Origin of the sequence: Thalassomonas sp. RHCl1 (genome assembly GCF_947387555.1) — a bacterium.
In the GTDB taxonomy this organism is placed as follows: domain Bacteria; phylum Pseudomonadota; class Gammaproteobacteria; order Enterobacterales; family Alteromonadaceae; genus Thalassomonas.
Genome location: NZ_CANDNZ010000002.1, coordinates 487450 through 508136, shown reverse-complemented (window position 1 = coordinate 508136; position 20687 = coordinate 487450). Strand labels below are relative to the sequence as shown.

The window sequence follows — 20687 nt, the reverse complement described above, 5'->3', positions numbered from 1 at the left end:
AATGTGAAATGAGTGTGAAACGAAAATGAAGTGGATAAAATAAAGTATAAAACTCAGGCCGAGTCCCCTAACGCCAGAAGCTGTAAAGCTGATTTACGCTTATGATTTTTCGGTATTTCTTACATCGCTTGTTAGATTTTTACGGTATCGATAAGTTTGCTGTGCTACCTTAAAGGGCACCATAAAATTTGCGGCGGCCGCTTTCCCCATAACATACGCGGTTAGCTTGACAACAAAATAAAAGGAACTGCACAGTGGAAAGTAAACTGCCTCACCTTGGCACCAGCATCTTTACCCATATGACAGGATTGGCAAATCAGCATAACGCCCTTAACTTATCCCAGGGCTTTCCCGAATTTGATGCCCCCGCCCTGTTAAAACAGCGCCTGGCCCATTATAGCGAGCAGGGATTTAATCAGTACTCTCCCTCCAGCGGCATTGCCCCACTGCAAAAACAAATTGCAGCCCTGGTAAAACGTAAATATGAGCTGGATATCGAAGCAGCCGATACCGTCACCGTGACCTCGGGGGCAACAGAAGCCTTATTTGTCGCCATTCAGGCCATCACCCGCCCCGGCGATGAAATCATCATCTTTGATCCCGCTTATGACTCCTATGAACCGGCAATAGAACTGGCCGGTGGCCGCGCGGTACATATTGCCCTGCAGGCGCCGGATTATGCCGTCAACTGGCAGCAAGTCGCAGAAGCCATCAACGATAAAACCCGGGCGATTATCATCAACAGTCCCCATAATCCCAGTGCTAAAACGCTAAAAGCAAGTGACTTTAAAGCATTAAAAACCCTGCTGATCAGACATGACCTCTTGCTGATCAGCGATGAAGTATACGAACACATCGCCTTTGATGAGACTCCCCATATCAGCGTATTAAACGATGCCGAACTCTTTGCCCGTGCTTTTGTCATCTCCAGCTTCGGTAAAACCTTCCATTGCACCGGCTGGAAAATGGGTTATTGCATCGCCCCGAAACTGCTTAGCGCTGAATTTAGGAAGATTCATCAGTATGTCACCTTCTCCAGCTTTACCCCGGCACAACTGGCACTGGCGGATATGTTAGCGGAGCAAGGAGAACATGTTGATGAATTATCCCCCTTTTATCAACAAAAGCGTGATGTGTTAGTCAACGCCCTGCAAGACAGCCGCTTCACCATTTTACCCAGTGAAGGTACTTACTTTTTACTGCTGGATTATTCCAGGGTTTCTCAGCTGGACGATATGGCGTTTTGCGAATACCTGGTCAAGGAAGTGGGCGTAGCGGCTATACCGCTAAGTGTATTTTATCAAAACGCACCTAACGATAAAGTGATCCGTTTATGCTTTGCCAAAGAAGATAAAACACTAGTTGAAGCAGCCAAAAAACTGCGATCCCTGTAATTTTTTAGCTGCTCAGTGGCCTAGTTAATCATATTTGTCTTTTTCTCCCTTTCTACTACACTCATTACGTTAAAAAAACGGATAAGCGAATGCAAAAGAATTGCTTCTATTAAGTTAACTCCTCTTGCCTTGGTACCAAACTATCTTCTGGTTAGTTTGGTTCAAATATATCAAGCACAATTTCCTCAGGAGAAAGACAATGACAAGAACATTTACAGTTATCTTAGATGCAACAAAAGTCGGTATAAATAAACCCACGTCAGTGATATGGTCACCTTGGCAGCCTAATATTGGTGAGAATAATCATGAATTGGCTAGAGGCGATAAAGTTAATATAACTGTTAATTTTGGTACATACGATGGCCCATCACTCTCTACCTATTTTGGCCTGGCTGTTGGGGCTCAGGCATATACGAAAGGTGAAACTGATCCAACAAGCTCGATTGAAAAGAACTTGAAAACTAACGGTCCTAAATACCCGAAAGGTTATGTATACGGGATTTCTTTGTTAGACTCAACGCCCAACACCAATGATATATTTATCAATGCTAAGTTTAGCACTGAGTTACTCTCGCGAAATAACCAAAAAGCAGAAGAAAGAGCCTATTACTTAACAATGGAATATCAGCCCCAAAGTTCTGCAAAACCAATACTGGATAAAAATACTGGCAGATTAGCGATAGCCTACTCTTTTGGGGATCCACATGTTGAAAAAACAAGATTAGTGGTGAAATAGTCCCCTGAAAATGTCATTGATTAATAATTAAGGAAGAGGATTGAGGGGAGTCGGCAACAAAGCTCTCCTCTTTTATATGAAAAGAATGATAAGGCTCACTCTCAATATATGGACTAATATCAAACCCCAACTCAGTGGCCCTGGTAAGCGATTCAAATGCCGATTTCTTGTCATTATCTGACCAATACATTTCTGCCAAAGTGGCGTGCAGAAGCCCGTTATTAGGAACCTGACGAATACCCTGCAACAGCAAATCTATAGCACTTTTTATATCACCCAGCGCCTGAAATTCATAACTTATTTCATTATAGGCCAGCTCTTCTTTGGCATTAATGTCAATGGCACGTTGAAAAAGTGTAATGGCCTCTTTATGACGTCCTACCTTTGATAAGGCCTTAGCCCATAAATAAGCGGCTTCCCACATTTGGGGTTCTATCGACAAAGCCTTTTGACATTTTTTCATCGCCTCCTGATATTTTCCATTTCTATATAGCATTGTCGCCCAATTTGTCCATGCCAGGTATTGATCGGGGTTAAATTCCACCGAGGCTTTGAATTTGGCAATTGCACCTTGTGGGTCTTCTTGCTCAGCCAATATTTTTCCCCAGATCAAATAGGCCGAATCCGCTGAACTGCTGTTATCCTTGACCATCTGTTTAATGATCTTCAGACTTTTACCTGTCTGTTTTTCAGCCCAGAAATGACTGGCCAGTACAAAAGGATCGATCACGCTCAGCAGCTCCTGAGCAGCAGTTCTCATTAATGCTTCGTAGGCTTCATAACTGTCTTTAAAATCATTGATATTTTTAACAATCATAATGGTATCATTGCCGCTGACCGCTAATCTAAGCAATAGTCTGTCCTGTTGATAAACCAAAGATCCAGAGATAGATTTATCACTGATCCCCAAACCATGGCGGATCAATGATTTAACAGTATTAAATGAAACACCAAACAGCACGATATCTTTATCTATTGTGTTGTCGGCGTCGCTCTGAATATGAAGCCCCCTGACACTCCAGCCGCTTTTTTGCAGGGCTGAAATATTATCACTTAAGTTCCAAACAACAACATTACCATTGATACCTGAATCACTAAACACTAGAGGTACTTCGAAAGGTACAATTGTATAATTTTCTTGAAAAATGCCTTTGGCACTGGATATCAGCACTAATAAAGCGGCCATCACGGCCAGCAATTTGGCGGCATATTGCCAGGTGTACTTTATTTTTTCCCAAAGCCATTGATAATTATCACAAGAAGGTAAATGCAGACATTTTTTTAAGGTATCCTGCATAGCAAAAATAAAGGCCGATGTTTTTGAAACTTGTACAGCATTACCTTGCTTTTCTTCCATCTTCTTTTTTTTTGCTCTGTACGTTTTGAAATTTAGTCTCTGCCTATTATGTCTTCTAATCATTGTGATTACTCCTGTCTATGTCGATGACTTTGAACTCTCGGTCCCCCTGCTCTCACTTAGCGCTATCTCCCAAATTTGATGCCCTCCGGGTGATAAAATAATTATCTTTGATCCTGCTTATGACTCTTATTAACCACCATAGAACTGATCGGTGACCACGCAATACACACTGCCTTGCAAACGCATGATCATGCTATTTGTGTGGTTAGTACTGTTGCCGGTAAACATGCTGCTTTCGTCTAATTTTCCTTGGCTCTTAGTCTGCACTTTCCAACTTCACTGCGCCCAGATGACTGAGCCTTATCCTCTTTGCCGCTAAGGGATTCTTCACCTAAATAGAGAGATGGCTTTTCTTGCTCGGTATAAAACCTCAATAAATCCAGCTTTAAACACTCACTGAGCTTGGGCGCCACCACCCAGTCAGTGTAGGACATTAAAGAGCCGATCGACTCCAATAGGCCACAGGCATGGTTCAGGGCATAAACGTTTTGTGCTAAATGAGGGGGGATTTCCCGTATCAGGGCATCTGCACTCGCCTGGGTAGCACAGGCGACAAGTTTGACCCCGGCGGAGGTCTTGTTCTTTCCGGGTAAAATAATAATATGGCGGTTAAGGCTGTGAAATGGAATATAGCCACATCCGAGTCAATCCTGTTTGTTCTCAATCCGCGAGTCAAATAAACAACTGTTTGGTATTAGCGCGGTCAATTAAAATTAGCCACTCTCTAAGGGAAAATCAAATATACTTATCTCATTCCACCAGATGCGCGCTTAGCTGTTATTAACGACTATAACCTTCTTTTATAAGCCACAAAAGCTTTAATACTGTTCAAAGTCTCCCTCCGAGTAGATGATTAATTCAGCTAATCATTATTCAACTATTACTGAGGACAAAGATTACTGATATGAACATTTCACATACAAATGACAATGAACAAAACGATGACAACGAATGCGAATATACCAAGGCGTTTTTGAAGAAAACCTCAGGGAACCTTTCGGTTAAAAACAGTGATGCAGCAATTAGTAAGGTATTTGAATTATTGGCTGACGCAACCCCAAATTACGTTTTAGGCTATAACTAACCACCAGACAGATACTGGTGGTTAGTTAAGGTATTGTGATGATTAAATAAGCCAAATCCGGCAAGTTTGTTAATGGACAAACTTGCCGGCAAGTTTATCGGTATATACCCCCTGCTTTATCACCAACTGACCGTTAACCAGCACATACTCAACTCCTGAAGAATATTTATTCCAATGGGAGAAATCGGCATTGGCTGCCAGGTTTTCACCATCAAAAACAATAATATCGGCCTGATAGCCTGTCGCCAGTATCCCCCGGTCTTGCAGGCCGAGTATTTTCGCGGTTTGCCCCGAACTTTTCTTAATAAACTCCCCCAAGGTTAACAAGCCCTTTTTCACCACGTATTCCTGATATTTTTTCGGGAAACTGGCGTATTTGCGCGGATGACCGTTAGTGCCGTCCGACGAAGTCACCACCCAGGGCTGTACCATAAAGTTTTCAACATCTTCAGGCGACATATTAAATGAGGCAACCCTTACATCTCCCTCTTGTACCAGGGCTATTGCGGCAGTTACCGAATCAACCGCGCGCATTTTAGCCACCTGTTCCAGGGTTAAACCGACCAGGGCGCTATCTTTAAAGGCGGTGATCAGCAATGAACCGGGACCGCCGCGGCGACGGATATTTTCGGTAATTTCACTACGCAGCTTCCCCGCCAGTTCGGGATTATTTAAACGCTTAAAAAAGGCCTGCTTTGAATCCGCCATCACCCATTTCGGCATGACCGCACTGTGCAGTAAGGTACCCGAGGCCAGCCAGGGATATTGATCGGCAGAAATACTGACACCGCTTGCCTGCGCCTGCTCTATTTTCTTAATCGCATCAGTGCTTTGCCCCCAAACATCTACGCCGAGCGCCTTAATATGGGCAAGATGCAAATGAATGTCGGCGTTTTGGGCAATATGTATCGCCTCATCCAGGGCAGCGGAAAAACCGATATTAAAGGTGCTTTCATCCCGTAAATGGGTATCGTAAATACCCTTATATTGGCTGGCGATTTTCGCCAGGGTTATTACTTCTTCGGTATTAGCAAAACTACCCGGCACATAATATAGCCCGGTGGAAAAGCCTAATGCCCCCGCCTGCATCGCCTGGTGAAGTAGTGCCGACATTTGCTCCAGCTCCTGGTCTGTGGCAAAACGCGGCGCCCGCCCCATCACCTGCTCGCGCACGCTGCCATGACCGACCAAAAGCGCCACATTAGTACCGATACCGTTTGCTTCCAAGACCTTTGCCATTTTGGCAATATCCACAGGGCCTGCGCCATCGTTACCGTTAACCACTGTGGTCACCCCCTGGGTAAGATAATTGAGATTATGGTTTTTATCCCGGCTGGATAACTCCTCCAAAGTATGGGTATGGGGGTCGATAAAACCCGGGCTAACAATTTTTCCCCGGGCATTGATAACCTGAGCGGCGGTGATTTTTTTACTGCCACTTGGGTAGAGGCCGCAGATTTTTTCACCGCAAACGGCAATATCCAGCATTTGTTCATAGGTGCCGGTACCTGTGTATACCCGGCCTCCGGTGATCAAGATATCTGCGCTTGCAACTGGCGGTGAAAGGTTTGCCTGCTTGTTTTCTCCATTATCAGTGGCTTTATAAGAAAAGGAACAGCCTGCCAGCAATAAAACCAATGAAGTGGCAGCCAGAGAGGTTAACTTCATACTATTCACCACCTGATTCATCCTGCCCTTGCGTTGCCAGCATAGTGGTCATTAAAGTATTCGCGGCTTCAACCGCCAGCTTGTCGATAAAATCTCTGTCGGTTTCGTCCCCCATTTCATAGGTAATGGCATGCACCTTAAACGTATCGGCAATGTATTGTTTAAACACCCCTCTGTCGGGATTATTGCCCGGCTTTTGCACCACTTGAAAATCAGGGTATGCTCCGGAAATAGCCTGCTGCAGGGCATTTAACCAGTGGTTTACCAATTGCGGATTTTCCAGGCCATAATCATGGGGCATGCTGTAAAAAATATCTTTACGGGTGGAATGAAAGTCCACCGCCATGGCAATTTTTTGTTTACCGGCAACCAGCGCGGTCAAGTAATCATTCACCGCGGAAGATTCAGGCTGCTGAAACTTTTTCCAGTCCCGGTTTAAATCAACACCGTTGACATTATGGCGCCAGTTGCCAAGAAAAACGCCGTCCGGGTTCAGGTTCGGCACCACCAAAATATTAAAACGCTCCCTGAAACTTAATGCCAGCGGACTAACGCCAAGCAAAGTTTCGGTAAACGGGAACATGGCCAGCGCACCGGTCAGTTCCGGCGGATGCTGCCGGCCTAAGATCACCAACCATTCTTTACCCTCGCCCCTGGCACTTAAGCCATAAATGGGACGTTCCTGCACCGAGTGGCCGATAACTTCTTGCTCGACAATTTGATGAGCGGCCAGATTTTTTCCCCACTGGTAATAATCAACATTAGAGATGATCTCCTGCCCCGAAATCCAGATCGCTTGGCTGCTGGCAGCCAGACTCATCCGCATTTTTGAGTTATTCACCGTAAAGGGCTGTTTTTGCCAGTGTTTGCCGTCACGACTGATCTTAGGCTGATATCTGTGTTTGCCATTATTCACCTGCATCACAATATTCACGGTTTGCGGCTGCTTGGCGGTCACTTTAAAGCTATACCAGGGACTGTCGTTAATGGGGGTATTTTCAGGATTAAAGGTTAACAAAAAGGTATCCTGGCTCACTTGCTGGCACTGGGCCAGGCGGCCGCCGGAAAAGTCGGTAGCAAACTCTACATTGCTGAATTTGCAGGCATAACCATAAGCGCTGATAAGCATCAGCAGGCAGAAATTGAAAAGTCGAAACATTAAGCACCTGTTCTTTTTAAAAATAAAAGGCTTGTTAAAAAAGACCCGCAGTTGCGGGTCAGTTTAGCTGTTAGCTGGCAAATCATCAGCGATAGTTAAAACTTCTTGTTCACATTCATGTAAAAATAACGACCCAGGCTCGAATGCACGCTGGAGTTATAGCCAAAGGTTTCATCGGCAATCGGCGGCTCTTTATCGCCGATATTTTTAATGCCAAAGGTCACTTTGGTGTTATCCAAAACCTCTTTGGGCAAACGGTAATGCACATAGGCATCCACTTTAGAAAAACTTTTCACCTGATATTTAAAGTCTTCTTCCCCTATGCTGTAGTCCAGGCTTGTATCTTCAAAACCGCCGACATAACGGTATTTCAAACCGGCTCCCCAGGCGCCGTTTTTCCAGTCGATTGACGAGGTCACCCGCCACTCGGGGCGGCCGTCCTGCTCTACCAGGTCGCCGCTACCGGTAATGGTGACTTCTTCTCCCTGGTATTGCAGCGCTTCCACCAGGGCAGCATCACCGGAGTTTTGCGCGGCAATCACCTGCGCGGTAATATCATCCGCTTCTTGGTAAAACTTGGTTAACTTCGCGGCATTGGCTTTAAACTTAAAATCCCCCCAGTCGGTGTCCAGATCATAGCTGATGCTAAAGTCGACCCCGGCCACTTCCCTGTCCTGCAAATTAATATAGTCGTTGACCACAGCTACCACTTCATTGTCATCGCCACCACGGGTCACGACAGGGTTGCCACCGCCGTTAGGGTCCTGATGGCGCAGCAAGGCATCGTATAACAGCTGGGTTTGCGAGTGAATAAGGCCTACGGTATCGCTTTGATCCAGCTGCCACCAGTCGGCGGTCAGGGTCAGGTTTTGCGTCGGCTGCACCACAAAACCCCAGCTTAAGCTTTCACTTTCTTCCGGTTTTAAGGTATCGCTGCCGCTGCGTACTTCCAGCACGCCATAACGGGTATCCGTCATAGGATCGTTGCGGTTGTTGACCCGGGAAATATCGACCGCGACTACCTGGGGCAGTCCCGGCGCTTTAAACCCTTCGGCATAAGAAGCACGAAACTGCAGATAATCATTGATGATCCACGACAAGGCCGCTTTCGGTTTCAAGATATCACCGACATCGGAAAAGCGTTCATAACGCGCCGCCAGCTGCATATCCAGACGTTCAACAAAAGGCAGGCCTTCGAGCAAAGGAATGGCAAGTTCACCATAAGCCGAGAACACGTTGCGACTGCCGCTGGCATCCGGTGTCGGGCTGCTGCCAAGTACCACACTGGCATATTGATCCACCTCTTTGGCGCCGCCGACAATATCGAGGAAAGACTCGCTGGTATTCAGCGCATCGGAGCGCACATCGGAAAAACTTTCATAGCGGTATTCTATGCCTGAGGCAAAGCCGACATCTCCCGCCGGCAATTCAAAAATATCGCCCTTGGAGATTTTAAAATCAAGCAGCGCCAACTCGGTTTCACTGTCGCGCACCACATCGATCATAAAGTTGTCGATCACCGATTGGCTGTTGCCGGTCGGATCGCCGACATTGGTATTGTTGACATCGGCGCCGTTAAACACATCATAAGCCGTTGCCTGATCTGTGCTGTTGATGGCTTCTTGAAACCTCTGGGTATGGATACGGTTCGCTTTATCTTCTGTGGTAGCCTTGGAATAAAGTACCGCACTGTCCCAATCCCAGTCGTTGAAATAACCGCGCAGACCGGTTAATACCCGGTAGCTCTTGTCGGTGACCTTGATATTACGCGGCCCGGTATCCACGGGGCGATATTTTCTCAAATCCACGGTTTCGCCAAAGGGGTTATAAAAAGCATCGGCGGCTATGGTAAAGCGCTGGGAAGTCAGATTGGCGGTCTGCTCGCGCACCCGCTCTGCCTCGGCGTAATAATAAAGCGCTTCGGCATAAAGCTCTGTGTTTTCACTAAGTTCATGGGTCAAAAGACCGTAAAAGTTCGCCCGTTCTATGCCTGAACTTAATGAGCGTTCGCTGTTTCTGTCATAGCCGTCGCTTGTTGGCTGACTGCCCTGGTCGACACAGACCCCTTCAACACCTAAGGTTGTGGTCGGGTTGCCCAGCTCATCCGAGTCTTCACAACCGGATAAGCTATCCGGCTGCAAATGGAAGGTGCTTAAGCTTGATGTGCGAAACTCCCCCCAGGGGGTAGAAGAATTTAAACCGTTTAAGTCGCTGTTATAAATGGGATTACCGTCATCGTCTGTACCGGTAATGCCCACTTCATCGGGAAAACGGCTATTGCCGCGCAAGTCTGAGCTGGCAGCATAGGACTTCTCGCTGGCCATGATCATTTCCCGCTTATAATAACCGGCGGAAAGGGACAAATGACTCTTGTCGTCGTTAAAATAAAAACCGGTGGCACCGCTCAGGTTGAGGGTATCGCGTGGCGTGCCCTCCTCGCTGCCATAGTTGACATTAAGTTCACTGCCTTCGTAATCATCTTTAAGGGCATAATTCACCACTCCCGCCACCGCATCTGAGCCATAAATGGCAGCGGCGCCGTCACGTAACACTTCCACTCTTTTTAAACCGCGCACCGGCAAGGTATTGGCATTGGCCGTAGTGACCGGCACAAAGTTTTCCGATTGCGTGCCCGGGTGCAGCACCAGACGGCGGCCGTTAAGCAAAACTAAAGTATTGCCTGTGCCCAGGCCGCGCAGGTTATAAGAAGAGACATCTCCCCGGGCATCATTGACACCGCCGACCACCCGGGAGCTGTTAAAGGCCACATCCCCCTGCTGCGGAATATCCGCCAGCAATTCGGCGCCGGAAACCGCACCGCTGTTTTCTATATCTTCTGCTGAAATGGCGGTGACCGGCAAAGCGCCGGTATCATGGTTGACTTTGATATGTGAGCCGATAACACTGATGCGTTCCACCTTCTTTTCAGCGGCACTTGTTTGCTGGTTATGGGTTTGCTGGCTGTCGGCCTGCTGGCCATAGGCCAGCCCTGCCATACCTGCCTGGGCTGCTAACGCGGAAATTACACATAAGCTAAGATGCTTTAATTTATGTTTATATTGAGGTACAGAGCTTTGTTTCATCATAGTCACCGCCATCAGTTGTATGTTTTATATTTTGCCGGCTGTTGATTCAGCCGATTATTGTTATAGCCAACACCTTGCCCAATATTTTCCCCAAGCACCATTGACTCTTCGTTAACACCCCATAACCTGAAGTTATACAAGTAGCGATCTGTTGCTATCAATATAGTCTCCACCACCATACCCAGGATACACTTTTCTGAAAAACTGCCGCATATACCGCCTTTAACCGGGTAACAACTCCAGGTACAACTTTTGGTTATGGCTTTGCCAATAATATGAACTGCTGCTCGCCAAAGCATGCCGGTACACTCATCTCCTTATGGCCGGTTAATAAACCAATAAAAGAAACCCGCAATAAACGGAGCTGCGCTTATGACAATAGACATTGCCATTACCGAAACTTTATTAATTTCACTGCTCATTCTTTTTGCCGGTTATGGCTTGAACAGTAAAATCCCTTTCCTGAGAAACAATAACATTCCAGAGCCTGTCGTCGGCGGCATTCTCTTTTCTTTGTTACTTGCCATCGCCCACAGCAGCTTTAACCTGAATATTCAATTTGATATGGCGTTAAAAACCCCGCTGATGACCTTGTTTTTTACTACCGTAGGTCTGGGCGCCAGCTACAGCCTGCTGCTTAAAGGCGGCCCTAAAGTCGCTCTTTTCCTGGGCATCGCCACGGTATATATACTGATACAAAATGCCCTCGGCATCTCGATAGCCGCCGCAACCGGTTTAAGCCCCTTAATGGGATTGATCGGCGGTTCGGTCACTTTGTCCGGCGGCCATGGCAACGGCGCCACCTATGCCGACTTGTTTATCAGCGAGTACGGCATGCCGGGTCATGTGTTCGAACTGGCGATGGCGGCTGCGACCTTTGGCCTGATCCTCGGCGGACTGGCAGGCGGCCCGGTCAGCAGGCGGCTGATTGAAAAACATCAGCTCAAAGCCCCTGATTATCAAGAATCCCTTGACGATACCGTCACCTTTGACCCGGAAGATCATGACAGAGTAACCCCGAAAAAAATGATGGAAACCTTGTTTATCATCCTGGTGTGTATGGCTTTAGGGCAAGTGGCCTACCTGGAGCTAAAGGCTATGGCTATCGTACTGCCCGCATTTTTAGTGCCGCTGCTTTTTGGCGTGCTGGCCACCAATATCTGTGAGACCACTAAGCGCTATAAAGTCAGCCGTGCCTGTATCGATCTCTGGGGCACCATGGCGCTGTCGATCTTTCTGGCCATGGCATTAATGTCGTTAAAAGTCTGGGAGTTGGCCAGTTTAGCCGGCCCTATGATGTTGATGATTTTGGCGCAAACGGTTATGTTGATGTTATTTGCCTATTTTGTTACTTTCAACTTGATGGGCAAAGATTACCATGCGGCAATTATGGCAGGCGGCCATTGCGGTTTTGGTTTGGGGGCAACACCAACGGCGGTAGCCAATATGGAAGCCCTGGTGAGCCGACACGGGCCTTCGCCGCAGGCCTTTCTTGTCGTGCCTATGGTGGGCGCCTTTTTTATTGATATCACCAATGCCTTGATTATTCAGCTATATTTGAGTTTGCCCTTTGTTAGTGGCTAGTTGGCGGCTAACAATTGTTGACACCTATACTTGAACAAAAATTTCCAAAGGACCTTAAATGCGCTTAAGACATATCGAAATCTTCCATGCCATTTATACCACCGGCTCCATCACCAATGCCGCAAAAATGCTGCATGTTTCCCAGCCTTCGGTCAGTAAAGTCTTGTCCCATGCCGAATTGCAGCTGGGTTTCAACTTGTTTGAACGGGTCAAGGGGCGCTTGATCCCCACCGACGAAGCGGAAATGCTGTTCGATGAAGTGGATAAAATCTACCAGCAGATGCGGGCGATAAAAAATACCGCCGAAAACATCAAAAAATCCGAGTTCGGCGCCATCAGTCTGGGAGTGACCCCGGCGCTGGGCTTTGATGCCATTCCCGGGGTGATTGCCGATTACCACCGGGACTTTCCCAATGTCACTTTCGATATTCAGACCCTGCACAACGATGCGGTACTGCAAGCCCTGCTTGAGCATAAATGCGACCTGGCAGTGCTGTTCTCTCCCAATAGCATGCCGGGCATCAGCACAAAAACCCTGTCGCAGTCGGAGCTGGTGATCGTTTATCCCAAGGAAAAGTTTCCCGACTGCCCGGATAAACTGACCTTAAACCAGGTATGCGAGGATGAGTTTATCGATATCAGCGACAGCGGCCCCCTGGGGGACATGCTGTGGGCGCGTATTATGGAAGAAAACATTACCTTTAACGCATCGATTAAAGTACAGACCTATTTTATCGCCGCCCGTCTGGTCGCCCGGGGGTTGGGGATTTGCGTGGTGGATCGCTTTACCGCACAGGGCAACCTGGCAGACAATGTTGCCATTGCTTCCTTTGATCCGCCGCTGACTTTTACCGTCAGTGCCGTACATCTTGAAAACCGCAGTTTATCGAAAGTCACCGAAGAGTTCTTGCCCTACTTAAGCAAAGGAATTTCAAGTACTTAACCCGGTTCATAACCCGGGGTTATGATCGAAAAAAACCTTCTTACTTTTAATGATGGCCTACAGGAGTAAGCTCAGAGATAACAATAATTCTGTTATTTACGCTTTTACTTTTAGGAACTTCATTATGCACATAGCTTCTCCTTACCTGTTATTTATCGGCGACGCCACAGATCAACTTTCCATCAAAATGGCGCGCGGCGTAGCCGACTGGCGTCCCGAATTGTGCATAGCAGAATACAGTGTCGACGGCTGCACCGTCACCACCGGCCTTGAAAATCTGGATATCAAACAGGCGGCGGACCGGGGCGCTAAATCCTTTATCTTAGGCTTTGCCAACAGCGGCGGTGTGCTCGATAAAAAATGGCTGCCCTATATCATGGAGGCCCTGGAGAGCGGCATGGATATCGTCAGCGGTCTGCACGATAAGCTCGGCGACTTCCCCGAAGTTGCCGCAAAAGCGAAAGCATGCAACCGGCAATTATTGGATATCCGTCATCCCAAAGCAGAATTTGTCACCGGCACCGGCGTAAAACGCCCGGGCAAACGTTTACTGACCGTGGGGACTGACTGTTCGGTAGGTAAAATGTACACTTCGCTGAGCCTGGAAAAGTCGATGAAAAAAGCCGGCGTTGATGTGGATTTTCGCGCCACCGGGCAATGCGGCATCTTGATCGCAGGTACCGGCGTTGCCATAGATTGTGTGGTGTCCGACTTTTTATCCGGCGCCAGCGAGTCCCTTTCCCCGGCCGCAGACGAAGATCACTGGGATATTATCGAAGGCCAGGGATCCTTGTCCCACCCGGCTTTTGCCGGTGTCAGCCTGGGATTATTGCACGGCTCCCAGCCCGATGCCCTGGTGATCTGTCATGATCTCAACCGCGATCATATGCGCGGCCTGCCGGGCAGCCAGCTGCCGAGCATAGAAAAAACCATAGCGCTCAACCTTGAAGCGGCAAGGCTTACCAACCCGGATGTCAAAGTGATCGGTATAACGGTCAATACTTCCAGCGTCAGCGTAGAAGAAGGTAAAACCATCTGTGCACGCCTGAGTGAGCAATTTTCCCTGCCTTGTGTTGACCCGGTACGCGACAGCGCAGACAGCATAGTCGCAGCGCTTTTAGCCAAAAAAGAGACAAACACAAGCATGACAACCGGGGCATAAAAGCATGATCATGGCAAATAACCAAATCGCTTCCGTCGCAGGTGCAGGCACAAAATTAACGATTCAGGTCTTTCACCAGCAATTGCCGCTAAAATCAGTTTTTCGCATTGCCCGCGGTGCTAAAACCCAGGCCGATGTGGTGCTTGTGGCAATTTCCGATGGCCAACATACCGGCTGGGGGGAAGCCGTACCTTATGGCCGCTATCATGAATCGGTTGCCGGGGTAAGCCAGCAAATAAAAAACCTGCCGCTTGACACGCTTAGCAGTGAAAACCTGCCCGGTGCAGACACTTGCGATAAAGGCTTTGAAGCCCTGATAGCAAAGCTGCCTGGCGGTGCGGCGCGTAATGCCCTGGATTGTGCCTGGTGGGATCTTAAAGCCAAACGCCGGCAAAACACAGTGGCAGCGCTGTTATCCCTGCCACCGGCAACGCCGTGTATCAGCGCGCAAACCTTAAGTATCGACACGCCGCAGGCAATGGCGAGCGCCGTGGCCAAGCTGGATAACCCGCCGCTGGTTAAGGTGAAGCTTGATAACGACAATATCATCGGCAAGATGACCGCCATCAAGCAGGCAGCCCCAAACAGTCAGTTTATTGTTGATGCCAATGAAGGCTGGTCGATTAACGATTTACAAAGCTGTTGTCAGGCGTTAAAAGCCTTAGATGTGGTGTTAATCGAACAACCCTTGCCCGCAGGAAAAGATCAGGGTTTGATATATTTCGACTCGCCCATTCCCTTGTGTGCCGACGAGTCCTGCCACACCCGGGCGGAGCTGGATTATCTTAAAAACCGCTACCAGGTGGTCAATATCAAACTGGATAAAACCGGCGGCCTGAGCGAAGCGGTATTATTGGCCCGGGAGGCAAAGGCTATGGGCTTTGACATTATGCTCGGCTGTATGGTGGCAAGTTCTCTGGCGATGGCGCCAGTCTCCCTATTATCGGCCTATGCGCAATTTGTCGACCTGGACGGGCCGCTATTAATAAAAAAAGATCGTCATTATGGCTTTGAATTTAACCATGGGCTGATGCAACCGTTAAACACTCAGTTATGGGGGGGCCCAAACATCAATGATAAGTTGATTCACTTAGTCACCCCCTAACCCCTAAAATTGCCAGACTTAGTTCACACCGGTCTGAAAGGCATTAAATGACCCTTTGCCAAAACACAGTCCACTATTATCACACCAGGTAATATAACAGTTAATGGCTTTTATATTGCCCGGTTTCAAACAGTAAAAAACTAACAGAAACAGGCGATTTATCAAATCGCTGTTACACTAAATGGCATGGATTGATCTGCTAAAGTAGAGTCAGAGTGATGCCAAATAAAAAAAAATCAGAGAAGGAACAAGCGCCAAAAACAACGGACGTTGCCATACCAGAACCCCAGACACCAGAAGATGAACTCGAGCAGCTCAGACAAATTGTTTTTGGTGCAGCCCAGCAAAGCTTAGTTGCCCACATTACCTCAATACACAACGAACTCAAACAAGCCCTGAGCACACAAGAGCAAAAATTCTCTAACCGTATCGATAAACTGCAGCAAAGCGTTGATCAGCAATTTTCTCAAATGGATCACCGCATACAATTATTGGATAAAACGCATGATAATACCGAAGCCGACTTGCAAAAAAGTCTTGCCGGCTTGGCATCAGAGCATAAAAGTTTTGCCGCGACCACCACACATGACTTCAAAGAAATGGATAAATCTCTCAGCCATGAAAGCACCTTGCTGGCAAACGACTTTAACAAGAAGCTGGAGCAGCTAAACACCCACCTTGAGGAGGTATCTAAAGAGCTCAGTTCTTCAAAAACTGACCGTAAAACCCTGGCAAAACTGCTGGCAACCATGGCAACCAACCTAGAAGATGACCAATTGTAATGCCTAAAAAACCGTCATCCGAGCAGCTAGGGTCACAACAGGATATAGAACAGGTTAGAGCGCTGATACTGGGAAAAGAAAATCATTTAGTCAAAGAAACCATCAAAAAGGAAGCCCGCCACACTGTCAGCCATGTCCTGACGGAAGCATTACACGACAGGCAAAACCAGGACGGTTCGGTTGACAAGGTATTGCAGCCCCTGGTGGAAGAAGCCGTCAAACATTCTGTCAACCATAACCGCGAACGCCTGGTCAGCTCTTTATATCCTATCGTCGGCAGTCTGGTGAGAAAATCCGTCACCGCTTTTTTGGCTGACTTTATGGAAAAAACCAACCAGCTGATAGAAAACAGCCTGACGATTAAAGGCATAAAATGGCGGATAAAAGCCTGGCAGTCCGGGGTTAGCTTTGCCCAATATGCAGCTTCGCAAACTTTCGTTTACCGTGTTGAACATATATTGCTGATTCACAGGGAAACCGGTTTGTTGCTCAAAGCGGTTGATTTGCACGACAACGGTAAAAGTACTGCCGATCTGATCTCTTCTATGCTGACGGCCATTAATGATTTTGTCGGTGATTCGTTTCTAGCGAATGAAGACGGGTTAAAAGAGCAGCTGCAATCAGTCAGTACAGACAATTTCAGCTTACTCATCAAACCCGGGCCCTGTGCTTTGGTGGTTGCCGCAGTGATCGGCAATGCCCCGCAAAAAGTCAGCGATCAGCTGCAGCTGACCTTGGAAGAGGTTCACCGTTTGTATCTTGAAGAACTCAATAACTTTGACGGTGATGACCTGCCGTTTGATAATTCAGAAAACCTGCTGCGAGACTGTTTATTATCGGAAGAAAAATCTCTAAAAAAAAACACCGGGACAATGAGCTGGCCGGCCTGGGTTTTAGCAGGGATCCTGGTACTCTTTGCCGCTTTCCAGGTCATTACATGGTTTGGCAACCAACAACTGGCTGACAGGATCCGGCAGCTGGACCTACAACCCGGCATTATTCTCAAACAGCTAAATGTACTTGGCCACGATGAAATCTTGCTGGATGTTTTACGGGATCCTGATGCCATCACTATCCATGACTGGTTTCAGACAAACGGCTTGTCAATGGACGCAGTTAAGCTCAGTGAGCGCCGTTATTTCTCTCTTGACCCCGACATTTTATACCGCCGCGCCCAGCAACTGCTCAAACCATACCCGGATCTCAACATCAACTGGCAAAACAATATCCTGATCTTGTCGGGTACATTGGATCTTCTAAACACGGAAAAGCTGTTAAATGCCCTGTCTGTCGCCGGCTTCAGCGAAGAGGTAAATTTAAATACCCGGCAGCTAGGATCAGTTTCAGCAATAGCGCCCGATAACGAACCAGACATCAAACAGCACGTTTTTAACACCCTCATTGGCCGTATTTCCTCCGTACAATTTGACTTTGCCGTAGCAAGTGAAGAAGTTACCCCGAAAATGCAGCTGTTACTGCAAAGTGTCTATCAAGATATCACCCGGTTAATACCGCTGGCAAAAGAGCTAAATCTCGATTTTGCTCTGGTCGTTATCGGCAGCAGCGACAAAAGCGGCAATAAGACGGCAAACCGGGCATTAAGCCTCAACAGAGCCCAAAATATTGCCCAGGCCCTGATTCAACTGGGGCTGAGCAAAAAAAGCATCTTTGTCACCGGGTTAGGGCAACTTGATATTGCCCGGGTCGGCGATACCGCCAGAGCAGTGATGCTTAATGTACTGGTAACCAGCAAAGCCATCCCGCAGGCAAGATCGCGGTAAAGTCAAAGGAACATCTGACGGAGCACGGCCAAGACGAAAAAAACAGCGACATACGCTACACTTGCCCTATTAGCTGTAAGGAAAGCGAGTTGTAAGGAAAGCGGTTAACGATGATGGAGAGGAGACATTGATCCAAAAAAAAATCTGCCTGTTAGGTGCCTCCGGCGTGGGGAAAACCAGTTTAGTTAAACAGTTTGTTGAAGGGATTTTTAACGAAAAATATCTGACCAGTATAGGCGTGAAAGTCGATAAAAAAATCATCTCTTTAGCAGAGCAACAAGTGCAATTAATGCTGTGGGATATTGAAGGCCAAGACCGCTATCATGTTTTTCAGGAGCGTTACTTACGCGGCGCTGCAGCCTATATCATAGTTGTTGATCAAACCCGGACCATATCATTACGCCAAGGTATTGATATCCACACCCTCGCCCGCCAAAGCACGAATTGTCCGGCGATACTTGCCGTTAATAAAAATGACCTGCCTGCGGCCTGGCGCCTGGATGAAGACGAGTATGCCAGCCTTGCTCCCCTGTTTGATCTGCATTTTTCCACCAGCGCCAAAACAGGAGAACAGGTTGAAGCCATGTTTTTAGCTATCGCTGAGCTATTGCACGGGAATAAGAAAAATGACATCACAACTTAACCATGTGCTTAACGCTATGGATCAACTTGTGCTGGAAGTTATCGACAGCAAATCTGGTACGGTAAAACTGCTGGGCGGCGACAATGACTGGGTAAAAGCGTTATTTCCACAATTATGCCCTCAACAAAGCTTTACTATCTCTGATAATACCCCGTTTTTACTGGATTTTTTACATGATGCCCGACAAGTTTGGCTTGGCCAGAACGATGCCCGGATCAGATCCGGACTTTGGACCGAAGTCACCGAAAACAAGACGGAATTACACCTGGAAGCCATTGCGATCAAAAAACAGCAAAAAAACTTCCTGGTGATCACCAACCAACTGGAAGAGTTTCAACTGCAACAACATACCAAACAACTGGCACGTGAATTATTACTTTCCAATGACCGCCTGTGCATACAAAACGAATACCTGCACTCGCGCCTGCTGTCCATTTTTAAGCAGCCGCCTCAACAAAGCGCCCTGCCGACAACACTGACAAAAATCATCGAAAATGCCGAGTTTTGTGTGATCATTACCGACAATGAATTAACCCCCCTGGTAGAAAACTCAGCGGCCAGGCGCTTATTCAAAGAAGACAAACCCTTTCAGATACAGCCGGACAAACCCATAGATATCATATTAAAACTGATGAAAAATCAGTTGCCCGAATATGACAGGATACTGTCAACCAAAGCACATTGGAACGGCGAGTTATGCTGGATGTCTCCGCCGGCAACATTAAAATGGCTAAAAATATCTCTCTATCCGGTTAAAACCAAACTGAACGAAGTTGAAAACTGGATAGTGTTTGCCAACGACATCAGTACCATAAAATATTTAGTGCAACGAAATGAGCAGCTTGCATTACAAGATATGCTCACCGAACTGCCAAATCGCTTCTCTTTTTGGCAAACCCTGGAAAAACATATTACCTCGGGTAAAAACTTCTATTTGTTATACATCGACATTAATAATTTCAGACGCCATAACGAATTTTACGGCCATGATGAAGGCGATAAACTGCTGGTAGAATGCGGAAAACGCATAAAAAGCATGATTAAGGGATCTGACTTTATCGCCAGGATCGGCGGTGATGAATTTGCAATCATCTTAACAGATATTGACCACCGCAAAGCCTGCGAAATAGCCATACAACGCATTATCGACAATACCAAAAAGCCCTTCGCCACCAGTAAAGGAGAAACCTTTACTGTCAGTATCAGCATTGGCGCAGCTAACTTTCCAAACGATGCCCAAACCGCTGAAGACTTGATGAAGTTCATCGACTTAAGTGCCTATAACGGTAAGAAAAATAACAAAAACACGATACAATTTTATTCCCAGTCGATGAGAGATACCTCACACCAACTGATACAACTGGAGCATGAATTAAGACTGGCAATTCAAAATAACGAATTAGAATTATACCTGCAGCCGATCGTCGATTTAGCAAAAAGTACCATCACCAAGGCCGAAGCCCTGATCCGCTGGAACCATCCGACAAAAGGTCTGATAGGTCCGGATAAGTTTATTCCGGTGGCAGAAAAAAGTGATTTGATTATTGCTATGGGGGAGTGGGTCATACAGCGTACCTGCCAGATGGTAAAAAAACTCACTAAACTCGGCTATCGTATCAAGATTTCCATGAACCTCTCCTCGGCACAAGTCACCGACAACAGTTTATTTTCCTACCTGCACAGCTGTGTTGAAAAATATAAAGTCGACCCTTGCCTGCTGGAGGTGGAAGTCACCGAAGGTGTGCTGGTAGACGATTACTCTGTTGCCAATAAATTACTCAGCAAAGTCAGAACCATAGGTATGAGCGTTTCCGTTGATGATTTCGGCACCGGCTATAGCTCACTGAGCTACTTGAAACAGTTGCCGCTGGACTTCTTAAAAATCGATCGCTCCTTTATTAATGATATCGTCACCGACGATAACGACAAGGCCATAGTGCGGGCGGTGATCGCACTGGCACATAATCTTAATTTATGTGTGATCGCCGAAGGGGTGGAAACCAAAGAGCAATTACATTTTCTCACAGACAACTCCTGCAATTCGGTACAAGGCTATTTGTTCAGCCGCCCGGTTCAATTTAAAAATTTCGTAGAGCTGCTGAAAAATCAGCAAATAAACGGCACCGATTAACGCAGCTCT

At 47.1% G+C, this 20687-nt stretch carries 16 protein-coding genes; 11 read left to right on the top strand and 5 right to left on the bottom strand.

From position 1 onward, the window contains the following. Window positions 1–254 precede the first annotated feature (254 nt). Window positions 255–1394 carry a methionine aminotransferase gene (locus QL234_RS08215; RefSeq protein WP_281557341.1) on the top strand — a complete coding sequence of 380 codons (1140 nt, stop codon included), beginning with the start codon at window positions 255–257 and terminating at the stop codon, window positions 1392–1394. A 199-nt stretch (window positions 1395–1593) separates the two neighbouring features. Further along, window positions 1594–2130 (top strand): hypothetical protein, encoded by a 537-nt coding sequence (locus QL234_RS08210; protein ID WP_281557340.1) that lies wholly within the window; start codon window positions 1594–1596, stop codon window positions 2128–2130. Between the two features lie 13 nt (window positions 2131–2143). On the opposite strand, the gene QL234_RS08205 is transcribed toward QL234_RS08210, so the two are convergent. Beyond that, window positions 2144–3487 carry a tetratricopeptide repeat protein gene (locus QL234_RS08205; RefSeq protein WP_281557339.1) on the bottom strand — a complete coding sequence of 448 codons (1344 nt, stop codon included), beginning with the start codon at window positions 3485–3487 and terminating at the stop codon, window positions 2144–2146. Between the two features lie 302 nt (window positions 3488–3789). Continuing rightward, a complete protein-coding gene (locus tag QL234_RS08200) occupies window positions 3790–3984 on the bottom strand; it encodes a hypothetical protein (RefSeq protein WP_281557338.1) in 195 nt (64 codons plus the stop codon). A 470-nt stretch (window positions 3985–4454) separates the two neighbouring features. Between QL234_RS08200 and QL234_RS08195 the strand changes: the two genes are divergently transcribed. Then, window positions 4455–4634: a hypothetical protein gene (locus tag QL234_RS08195; protein WP_281557337.1), complete on the top strand. Its 180-nt coding sequence runs from the start codon at window positions 4455–4457 to the stop codon at window positions 4632–4634. A gap of 69 nt (window positions 4635–4703) precedes the next feature. On the opposite strand, the gene QL234_RS08190 is transcribed toward QL234_RS08195, so the two are convergent. From QL234_RS08190 to QL234_RS08180, 3 genes are all read right to left on the bottom strand, one after another. After that, entirely contained in the window at window positions 4704–6302 is a 1599-nt protein-coding gene (locus QL234_RS08190) for an amidohydrolase family protein (protein WP_281557336.1), read from the bottom strand. Window position 6303: 1 nt separating this feature from the next. Continuing rightward, window positions 6304–7461: a M14-type cytosolic carboxypeptidase gene (locus tag QL234_RS08185; protein ID WP_281557335.1), complete on the bottom strand. Its 1158-nt coding sequence runs from the start codon at window positions 7459–7461 to the stop codon at window positions 6304–6306. 95 nt (window positions 7462–7556) lie between these two features. Next, on the bottom strand, window positions 7557–10547 hold the full coding sequence (locus QL234_RS08180; RefSeq protein WP_281557334.1) for a TonB-dependent receptor: 2991 nt from the start codon (window positions 10545–10547) through the stop codon (window positions 7557–7559). A gap of 372 nt (window positions 10548–10919) precedes the next feature. Between QL234_RS08180 and gltS the strand changes: the two genes are divergently transcribed. The 8 genes from gltS (at window position 10920) to QL234_RS08140 (ending at window position 20678) form a co-directional block, all read left to right on the top strand. Beyond that, window positions 10920–12131, top strand: a complete 1212-nt coding sequence (gltS, locus tag QL234_RS08175) for a sodium/glutamate symporter (protein WP_281557333.1) — start codon at window positions 10920–10922, stop codon at window positions 12129–12131. A 58-nt stretch (window positions 12132–12189) separates the two neighbouring features. Next, window positions 12190–13074: a LysR family transcriptional regulator gene (locus QL234_RS08170; RefSeq protein WP_281557332.1), complete on the top strand. Its 885-nt coding sequence runs from the start codon at window positions 12190–12192 to the stop codon at window positions 13072–13074. 124 nt (window positions 13075–13198) lie between these two features. Beyond that, window positions 13199–14236, top strand: coding sequence for an N-acetyltransferase DgcN (gene dgcN, locus QL234_RS08165; protein WP_281557331.1), 1038 nt, complete (start codon window positions 13199–13201; stop codon window positions 14234–14236). 10 nt (window positions 14237–14246) lie between these two features. Then, the gene (gene dgcA, locus QL234_RS08160) at window positions 14247–15341 is read left to right on the top strand and encodes an N-acetyl-D-Glu racemase DgcA (RefSeq protein WP_281557330.1); all 1095 of its coding nucleotides are present in this window, start codon (window positions 14247–14249) and stop codon (window positions 15339–15341) included. 218 nt (window positions 15342–15559) lie between these two features. Further along, complete coding sequence (locus QL234_RS08155) at window positions 15560–16123, top strand: hypothetical protein (RefSeq protein ID WP_281557329.1); 564 nt, start codon at window positions 15560–15562, stop codon at window positions 16121–16123. Further along, window positions 16123–17904 carry an OmpA family protein gene (locus tag QL234_RS08150; RefSeq protein WP_281557328.1) on the top strand — a complete coding sequence of 594 codons (1782 nt, stop codon included), beginning with the start codon at window positions 16123–16125 and terminating at the stop codon, window positions 17902–17904. Before QL234_RS08155 ends, QL234_RS08150 begins: the two co-directional genes overlap by 1 nt. 127 nt (window positions 17905–18031) lie before the next feature. Continuing rightward, window positions 18032–18547 (top strand): Rab family GTPase, encoded by a 516-nt coding sequence (locus QL234_RS08145; protein WP_281557327.1) that lies wholly within the window; start codon window positions 18032–18034, stop codon window positions 18545–18547. Next, the gene (locus QL234_RS08140; RefSeq protein ID WP_281557326.1) at window positions 18531–20678 is read left to right on the top strand and encodes a phosphodiesterase; all 2148 of its coding nucleotides are present in this window, start codon (window positions 18531–18533) and stop codon (window positions 20676–20678) included. The genes QL234_RS08145 and QL234_RS08140 overlap by 17 nt, the downstream gene beginning before the upstream one ends. Window positions 20679–20687: the final 9 nt, after the last annotated feature.